6 protein-coding genes are annotated in these 9,504 nt (G+C 60.4%); 4 read left to right on the top strand and 2 right to left on the bottom strand.

Going from position 1 to position 9,504, the window contains the following annotated elements:
* Positions 1-327 precede the first annotated feature (327 nt).
* The 4 genes from E0T84_RS22080 (at position 328) to E0T84_RS32760 (ending at position 7,247) form a co-directional block, all read left to right on the top strand.
* Positions 328-1,806: a hypothetical protein gene (locus E0T84_RS22080; RefSeq protein ID WP_249383713.1), complete on the top strand. Its 1,479-nt coding sequence runs from the start codon at positions 328-330 to the stop codon at positions 1,804-1,806.
* A complete protein-coding gene (locus E0T84_RS22085; RefSeq protein ID WP_138745558.1) occupies positions 1,803-2,981 on the top strand; it encodes an ATP-binding protein in 1,179 nt (392 codons plus the stop codon). Before E0T84_RS22080 ends, E0T84_RS22085 begins: the two co-directional genes overlap by 4 nt.
* Before the next feature lie 50 nt (positions 2,982-3,031).
* Positions 3,032-5,671, top strand: coding sequence for a TniQ family protein (locus tag E0T84_RS22090; protein WP_171055137.1), 2,640 nt, complete (start codon positions 3,032-3,034; stop codon positions 5,669-5,671).
* A gap of 451 nt (positions 5,672-6,122) precedes the next feature.
* On the top strand, positions 6,123-7,247 hold the full coding sequence (locus tag E0T84_RS32760; protein ID WP_371726215.1) for a TniQ family protein: 1,125 nt from the start codon (positions 6,123-6,125) through the stop codon (positions 7,245-7,247).
* Positions 7,248-7,409: 162 nt separating this feature from the next.
* Here E0T84_RS32760 and E0T84_RS31905 read toward each other — a convergent pair whose 3' ends face one another.
* Both E0T84_RS31905 and E0T84_RS22100 read right to left on the bottom strand, forming a co-directional pair.
* Positions 7,410-7,583, bottom strand: coding sequence for a hypothetical protein (locus E0T84_RS31905; protein WP_171055138.1), 174 nt, complete (start codon positions 7,581-7,583; stop codon positions 7,410-7,412).
* Positions 7,584-7,830: 247 nt separating this feature from the next.
* Entirely contained in the window at positions 7,831-9,216 is a 1,386-nt protein-coding gene (locus tag E0T84_RS22100) for a hypothetical protein (RefSeq protein ID WP_138745561.1), read from the bottom strand.
* Positions 9,217-9,504: the final 288 nt, after the last annotated feature.

The raw sequence follows: 9,504 nt of genomic DNA on the forward strand, positions 1-9,504 counted from the left end.
GAACCGCGGCGACAGTATCGATCTGAATTGCCGCTCGGAGCTCGAATCTCAGCCAAGGCCAGCGAACTGCGTACATCTAAGGAACTGAAAGGCAGCTACCGGTCGATTGAACGGTGGATAACGCAGTACCGGGCACACGGGGAGGCCGGCCTGATTCCGCAGCGTGCCGTGCAGCCGGGTACCGGCACTCGGACCGACCCGCGTTGGACCGAGACAGCGCTGGAGATTATTGGTGAATACACTGAATTATCCACTCCAACACGTGATCTGGTAATCCGGCGCACACAAGCCAGGCTGGATGCGCGGTTCGGGCAAGGTGTGGTGAAGATGCCAAGCCAACGCACGGCTTACTACATTCTCGAGGACCTTGAACACCAACAGCATCCATTGTTCGTGAAGAGTGCCAAACGCAATCGGGACATTGCGCAGCGCTCGAAGGAGGTTTACGGGAAGCTGCAGCCCACTCGGCCGGGGGAGTACATGCTGATGGACACCACGAGGCTGGACGTCTATGCGATGGATCCGCACACGTTGCAGTGGGTGAATGCGGAGCTGACGGTGGCGATGGATTGGTACACCCGGTGCGTCACGGGGTTGCGGTTGACGCCGGTGTCGACCAAGTCGATCGATGCCGCAGCAGCGCTGTATCAGTCGTTCCGTCCGCCACCTGCTGGGCGGGACTGGCCGGCGGAAGCGGTCTGGCCCCCGCACGGTGTCCCGCGATCGGTCCTGGTGGAGCAGGAGGCACTCGACCCGGACAGTGTTGTCGCTGCGACGCCGGCCATCGTGCCTGAGACGTTGATCGTCGATCACGGCAAGATCTATGTCGGCGGGCACCTCAACAGTGTGTGTCAGAGGCTGGGTATCTCGTTGCAGCCGGCACGGCTGCGGACCGGGCGGGACAAGGGACCGGTGGAGCGGTTTTTCCTCACGTTGCGGGTCGGGCTGCTCCAGGCGTTGCCTGGCTATAAAGGCCCCGATGTGTACTCCCGTGGTGTGGCCCCGGAACAGGACGCCTGGTTCTACCTGGATGAACTCGAAGCGATCATCCGGGAGTGGATTGCGGTGGTCTATCACCACACCGCGCACGACAGTTTGACCGGACTGGGGGTTCCCGGCCTGCATATGACACCGGCTGAGATGTTCGCCCACGGGGTGGCGCGCGCCGGTTATATCGAGGCACCGCGGGATCCCGACCTCGCCTATGAGTTTCTCCAGGCGCAGTGGCGGACCATCCAACCGTATGGCGTGGAATGGGATGGCCGAATCTACAAGGGCGCCGCGATCGCCGGGCGGGCCGGCGAACACAGCCCCTATGCGAATCGAAAGAAGCAGTGGCCGATTCACGTCAACCCTGACGACATCACCCGGGTGTACTTCCGTGACCCGGTGACACACAAGTGGGAGACCCTGGTGTGGGAGCACGCCGAGCAGGTCAATGGGCCGATGAGCGAAGAAGTCCTGCGCTTCGAGCGGAAACTGGCCAGAGCGTCTAATCGCTATGTCGACGATCCCTTGGCGATCGCCAACTTTCTGGAGCGGCGAAAACTCAGTGCCGGCAACACGATGGCTGAACGTCGGATGGCGTTGCGGATGGCCCGCGAGCAGTCCTCGCTCATCGGTGATGTCACGGCAACGCCGGAACCCGCAGAGCTGCCGGCCGTGGCTGCGGCGTTGGACCGCACGCGCGGCCAGCGAGCACATGCGCCCGCAGACGAGGGTTTCGTCGACGATCTCGACGAGGACCCCGATGAGCCACCGTTGGAGCACGGCAGTTTTTACGACGATGTCTTGGAGGTCCGATGAGCGTCAAATCGACAGCGTCACCGTCTAAACGACGACCTGGGGTCGGCACGCCCCGCAATGTGCCGCCGTCGCCACGTGATCCCAGCGAGTATCTCGACAACCTGTCGTTGTCACGCAAAGAAGGGTGGCGCGCCATGGTTGAGGCACCGACACTAGAGCGCCCAGAAATGTTGTCTCCAAGGCAACTTCGACAACTCAGTCGAGAAGCAGCCGCTGCATACAATCGGCAGCGCATTCGCTGGCACGCTCAAATGGGCATCGTGATGACCGCCGAATGCCAATCCGTTCTCGAACAGCTCGACGATTTCGTCACCTGCAACTGCCAGACTGGCGCGGACGCCAAACCCCTGATCGCACTGAGCGGCCTGCCAGGCCTCGGGAAGAGCACAGTGGCTCGCGTATTCGCCAAACAGTTCCATCTGGACCAGATCGGGCAATACGGCGCGTACACCCGGGCTGGGGACGAACGATGGCCGGTGTGCCGCATCGGGATGACGGGATCGACCGGCATCCGCGAGTTCAACGCCGCACTATGCGACTTCTACGCCCATCCCGGGATTCGCCGGGCCACATCCGCTCAGCTTCTTCGCCGCGCACTCGATGACGTGTCGTCATGTGAAACCCGGCTCCTGATCATTGACGACCTGCACTTCCTGCACGGCCGTTCCGAACGGATCAGCGAGCTGAGCAACCAGTTCAAATACATCGCCAACGAATTCCCTGTCACCGTGCTGGTGATCGGCATCGGGTTACACGAGAGCCGTGCTCTGCTCGATGACACCAACTCCTACTGGGACCACGAGATGGAACAACTGCTGCGCTGCACCACGCCGCTGGATATGAAGCCGTTCGGCACTGACAGCGAAAAGCAACGCCGCCAATGGCGCGACCTGCTGCTGACCCTGGAACAACGCCTGCTGCTAACCCAGAAGTACCCCGGCATGCTCGCCGACGACCTCTCCGATCAACTGTTCATCCGCAGCACCGGACATATCGGTTCACTGATGAGCCTGATCCGACTGGGATGCCTGCGCGCCATCCGCAAGGGCACCGAAAAGCTGACCAAAGAGCTCCTCGACGAATGCCGCGTCGACAGCGCCGCCGAGTTGGGGCGTCGAGAACTGGAAGTCGCCTTCAGATCGGGCAGGAAAACGACACGGCTACGGAAGCCATAGCGTGCCGGCATTTGAACGCAACACGGGGCGCGGGGATAGGAACGCGGAAAGTGGCTGCGCAAGACTTAATGACGGCGAAGCCGGTGCGGGTTCTTCCGCTCGCCACCGCTCCGCTGCCTGGTGAATCTCTGGATTCGTGGTTGGAAGCGATCGCTGTACGTATGGACGTCACGATGGCCGAATTGTACGAGCACATGGGATTTCGCTCACCGTATTCGGAACTGTGGCGCCACATCAACCGAAAACTCACCTCGTACGAAGCTGGCGCGATCGCCACTGCAACCGGGTACCGAGTCGAAGATATCTCGGCAATGACACTGGCGCGCTATCCTGCCGACGTTGTGGGAATCGACTTCAATACAGGCGAATTCATCGGTACCGCCCCTTGGGCGAGGGTTCACGGTTCACGGTTCTGCCCCCGTTGTCTCGGCAGCACCGGTGGTGGCTGGCAGCTGAATTGGCGGCTGATCTGGACTTTCGCCTGCCTCCAACATCGTTGCCTGCTCGCTGATCGCTGCCCGTGTTGCGGTGCTGCCCAACGGTACCGTTACCGGATCGGGGATGAACACCCATGCCCAGGCCAATGTGCGAACTCGGCCGACGGCGGGGGAATCGGACGTACCCCTCGCTGCGCCGCCGACCTTGCCCAGGCACATGTGCTCGACTTACCTGTTCACCATCCGGTCCTGCTGGCTCAATCGGCCATCAATGACCTGCTGGACCGTGACACTGTCAGCTTCGGAATCTATGCGCAACATCCCCAGCCAGTGTCGGCAGTGCTTGCTGACCTGCGTGCGCTAGGAGGAGGCATCTTGGCGGCGACCCCGCCGCATCACCTGGGCGGCATCGTCTCGCCGGATCTTGCCGAACATTATGAACAATTGCTTGGACGTGGCGATGTTCACTCTGCCCACAAAGATCGATACGGCCGTCGGCTGAAGGAGAAGCCGCCCCTGGCCGTGAGCACTGCGGTAGCGGTCACCGCAGCGATGGCGATCCTCAACCACCGCAACCTCAGTGAGGCCGCAGACGCGGTTACCGCACTGCATAACCACCTTGACCGCCACATCCTCGAGATGTCTCTTGCTGCACAGGGCGGGGTCAGTGGAGGCGCCAGTCCGGTCCTGCGTGCGGTGCACACTATTGCGCTCGGAGTACGCCTGACCTCGGTTGAACAACTGCGACGCCGGCTGGGCACCACACTCCCCGGCAGACCAATCGACAACACCGCCCGAGCGGAGCGAAGGCTCCGATGCACACCAACGTTGTTGTGGCCAGCCTGGTCGTTGCGGCTATGTCCGCCAACATCGTTTCAGCGAACCGCGCGGCCAGCGCTGGCACCCACGATCCTGCTTGTGAACACCACAATGCGCATCAAGGATGCAGCGGTGGCACTAGGGGAACACGTCACCTACCAGAGTGTGATTCAAATGCTGTGGCATCTCACCGTATGCGGGTACTGGGACGCCATCCGATCCGCGCTGATCAGGCTGGCTGATTACCTCGATAGCCACGGATCACCGATTGACTACCAGCGCCGCCGCCGCCTCGACTGCACGGGTCTGTTGCCTGAAACCCGATGGTTGACTCTCGCACGTACTAACACCACCCGCCCAGAAGGGGCCAGCACGGCTCGAAATTTTCTTCGCCAACGAATCAGCGGGGTGCCAGCCATCGCAACCCCAGTACCCAGTTGGGATTACGACGCCTACGGCTCACTGCTGCGCTTCCCTGTGCGCCTTAACCCCGAACTACTGAACGCGCTCGATGACCACGCGCTGGAGTTCCTTGCTGCCCAGGGAATCACTGACGAACCAGTGTACTGGGAACCGCCGATGACACTTATCAACGATCTGACGCTGCCAGGCATTGACGTCGACGCGATCGATACGAACCAGCTGCATCACCTTGTACGCAAAGAACAACTGGATATCGCCGCTGCCGCCGCGCGCATCGGCATCAGCACCGATGCCGTCAGGGTCGCCCTTGAGCGCCGACCCGCACACCGCGACCCCAAACCGGGAAGCAGACCCAGGATCGGTCCCCATCGAGCTCGCGCGCCCTACCTCAAAGCAATGTCCGTCTTACCGAAGGAGAAGTTCGCCGAACTCTACCTGCAACAACACCGAAGCCTGCGTGACCTTGCCGCAATAGCCGGGGTCAGCAAGCCCACCATCTCAGAGTTGGCCCGAGACTACGCCATACCACTGCGCGCTCCACACGCTTGCGCCAAGCACGTGATCGACCGCGACTGGCTCATCACCGAGTACACCACCAACCACCGGAGCTACGCCGACCTGGCCCACGAACTCAATGTCAGCGTGTCGGTCATAGCAAATCGGGTCAAGGAATACGGAATTGAGTCCCGCGGGGTCGGCTGGCGCACCGTCGAAGACGTCAGAGCCAACGGTGCCATCCCGGCGCTACTCATCACCGCTGTCGTGGGCCAAGGCGGATGGGAACGGTTGCAACACTTCGTCGCTGCCGTCGAGCATCTCAGCTACACCAATGCTGCGCAGCATCTCGGGATGCACAGATCCGTTCTCTCTCAGCAGATTCGAAGAATTGAACGGGATCTCGGGCACCGGCTAGTGGAACCTGCTACCGACTGTAAACCGTTGAAACTGACGCACTTCGGCCGCGTAGTATGTGCTGCCGTACAGGACTTGGCGGCGAACGGCGGGCCGTGACTAAGCCGGCCGCTTCGGCCAAACAGCTGCTCCGAAATCGCAGGAGAGGCTGCGGTTCCTCAGCGCAGCCATACCGTCATCTCACGGGATCGATGAGCAGTTCAGTCGGCAGCACCCCCAGAACCTCAGTCAAATCGAAGAATCGCTCATACAGCAGACCCCGCCGCCTCGCGCAACATGCGAATGCGCCGGCCAACGGCAACCCGGCGCCGCTGCCACTGTTGGGCGCTGTGGATCGGTGTGGTTGGGACGTATGGGCACCACCCAAGTGGCCAGGAAAATACACCCCAACGCTTGCCCTCCTAGTAGTACATTTATTGTGATTGTGCTAGTGGTCAGGGTCTTTCCCGCGATAGGTCTGCCCTAGGATATTGACCGAGTGCCGCCATTGGCCGCCGAGAGGTGCGTCGTGGTCAACGAAGCCTGCAAATCAACATCGGGCGCCATCGATATGGGGCGCCGACAGGTGCCCTTACGCGTGGCACCTGTCGCAGACGAGGCGATCGATTCCTGGCTCGGTGCGTTGGGCCGACGGCACGATGTGTCCTTCGCTGACCTAGTGGAGTGTTTCGGGCTGTCTGCCGCCCCACGCAACATCAGCTGGTGGTTGTGGCTGCCGCCGCACGCTCGGGACAGCATTGCGCACGTCACAGGTGTGGAATCCGATTGTGTGTGGGCGATGACGTTGCAGCGCTACCTGTCTGGCTCCCCCCTGGAAGGACGGGTCAGGCCGATGAAGAACGCGTTGTGGGTCAAGAGCTCGGGATCGCGTTTCTGCCCGGACTGCTTGCACGCGCACCCTGGACGCTGGCAACTGTCCTGGCGGCTGAACTGGAATTTCGTGTGCATCAGGCATCGCCGACTGTTGCTCCAGACCTGCCTGTACTGCGGTAGAACGCAACGACAGCATCTACTCCAAGCCCGCGGCGTACCCGCGGTGGGAAACCAATGTTGTAGCGGCCGCCACGATTGGGCCTGCACACGTGATCTCAGTGAAATCCAAGGAGCAACACTGCCGGCGCACAACGTTATTCTTCGGACTCAACACACAATCAACGACTTCCTGAGCGGCCAGGACCAAGTCCTCGCGGCGTTCGGCGAGGCGCCGCAGCACGCGTTCGCCGTGCTGCGAGACCTCAAGATGCTCGCGCGGTGGAGTAGTGCCTGCGTGGCGCAACAGTACGTCGAGGCCTGCCTACCAGCGGATTTCGCGGAGCGGATCGCTGCATTCCGTGCGGCAACGCGCTGGCCGGACGGGCAGTACTGGTCGGGCTGTCGTGCGGACCTTACTGTCGACGAAACCGCCTTGGGTGCAGTGATCGCGGTGAAACTGGCTACTGCAAAGAGCTTTTCAGTGGCGTCGAAGCTCCTGCGCGAGTTCATTCGAACGGCGACTCCGGTCGCCCGATTTCCGGATGCAGTTCCGCGACCAGCTGGCCTAGGCCCAGGACTACGGGCACTCCGTGACTGCGCATATGCCCCAGTTCGAGCTGAACGAAGAATCCTCAGAAGATTTCGCTGTGCCGCTGCCCGGTCGATGCCCCGCGAACCCATGCCCGAACGCATATGCCGGTGAACCGCGTCGAGTACTGCTCGACCGTTGCCCCGCGGAGCTATTCGCCGTCCTGCTAGCGTCAAGCAGTCCGTCGGTGTTGCGACGTTGACTAGAACACACCCCGAAGCAGGCTGTACAGGATACAACCGGAGCTGACATCGGCGCTGGGCGGGCCCGCGACGACTAATCTTCGTTGCGGGCTGGCAGCCCAAATCGAACTCTGATCTCCTCTTCGCCGTATGTCCGGCCAGCGGTGTAGTCGGCCGCAGCCTCGGCAAGCGACTCGTGGATGCCGGGAACCGATAGCCAGAACGCAGTCTCGTCGTCGGCCGCGTCGTTTTCGACCGGACCAGTCATGGCACCACGCTAGTTGATCGGTCGGACCGGAGCGTCTGGGCAACTAGACACGTGGCTCGCGCGCCTGCGCTGTAACCGTTGCCAACATGTCTCATGGTCGGAGTGTGTCGCTGGCGTTTTGCGTCTACAGCGGCAGTTCGACGCGAAGCGGAGCACGACGAACGTCGCTGGCGCGAACAGGTTTGGGAAAAGTGGCGTTTTGGTCTCGCTTGCGGGAGGTCGGTGGTGCGCCGCCGACGGTGCACAATCACGTGGTCGTGCCGCGGCGCTCTGCAAGAGAAGTGCCGGCCCGTCCAGCTGGCGTGGGGTCGGGCAGACCTTGCTGCGCACCGGCGAAAGCGGCTGTGCGTGAATCGATCAGACGCCGAAAAAGTGGACCGATCGCCGAATGGTCATCGAAATATCGATCTTCTTCTTCGGCGAGCATCCTATAACCGTCCGACGACAGGTCCCCCAGCCAAGTGAACGGTCCGGCAAACGTTGGCCGGGAAAGCGCTGCAATTGCTGCAACCCGATCGGGTTCTGTGGAGTATTGACGTGATGTTGCCGTGACGCGGCGCGCATAATCGAGTATCTCCGTAAGCATGAAGTTGGCACTATTGATCACATCGCGTGCGCTCTCCGATCCTGAATGTGGCTCCGGGCTTTCTATGAATTCTCGCAGGTACCATTTTTCGTAGGGTTGCGCTTCCACGTATCCGTCCTGGGTAAACACATAGACAGTGTCTATGAGTGCGCCGCCTTCGGGGCGCAAGCCGACCATGAGTCGTCCATGCCAGTGCTGGCGATCATCTCGGATTGGAGTAAATAAGTCGAACGGTATTTCGGGAGAATTCGACTCCAGGACAATAATCCACGACGTTTGAGGTGCACGCCCGTGGATCGGCGGAATATTGAGAGGATGGACTTCATGCCGACAATCGAGAGAACTTGCGATCCTTTCGATCACCGACCTGTCTTCACTGTTGTCAGAGTAGGATCGAGAGTCGAAAGCGACCAGATCATCCACCAATCGAACGGGGTCGGATACTCGTGCCGGAATGCCGTGCTTTGGAGCTGGGCGGTATCCGTGAATAATCTCGTAGAGAACCCGAGCGGCCCGGTGGGAATCTTGTATCGTCCTGAATGCGGACCAAACCGTTGTACCCTCAAACTGCTTTAGTTCAGTCTCGGCCAGATCGAAAGACATTATTGACGAGATCATTGTCTCATGATTGATACGGATCATATCGTCGTCGAGCAGCCGAATCCGAGACTCTAGCACCGCGTTTGCGGCGTGGATGCATGCGTTGGCGGCGGACCTTATGTGTGAGTTAACGCGTCTGTATTGAGCAAATGGCAATGGCAATTCAGGTGGGGATTTGGGTTTTGTGAGCCGCGAGTTCGTTGGTGGCTTATTGGATATTCCAAATGACAGGATTTGTGCAGTGTACTGGCGGATTGACGTGCAGGAATCGATGAAGCTAGGAACCCATGTTGAAAGCGTTGTGGAAGTAACTCCGGCGCGGAGGGCGTTCATGAATATTGTTGCCAAGGAAAATAGTAGCTCTCCGTCGGGGCGTAAGCTGGCGATCGTGCCGTCCATAACGTTGTCGAGCCGTACTGGAAGGCCGTTTGGTTGGATGTATTGCACTGTGCAGTCTTGAAGTTCCGGAGCGAGGCGATGAACTACACCAGCTCTACGATGAAGTTCTCTTGATGCCTTGGATCGGGGAAGAGTCGGCGGCAATAAAGATGTCAATTCGATTTGTGCCTTGTCGATACGCGGAGGACCGACCGGGTAAAGGTACCTAGCCCGGATTTTTCACGGAATGTTGCGTGTGGGGTGTGTAGGTAAGCGAAAGTGCCTGTCCTGCAAGGGATAATTGGACTTCTCTAGGGTTCAATCGTCCTGACGGGAAGGCACTTCGCGGGTGAAGAA

The sequence above is a fragment of the Mycobacterium sp. DBP42 genome, from assembly GCF_005924235.1.
In the GTDB taxonomy this organism is placed as follows: domain Bacteria; phylum Actinomycetota; class Actinomycetes; order Mycobacteriales; family Mycobacteriaceae; genus Mycobacterium; species Mycobacterium syngnathidarum.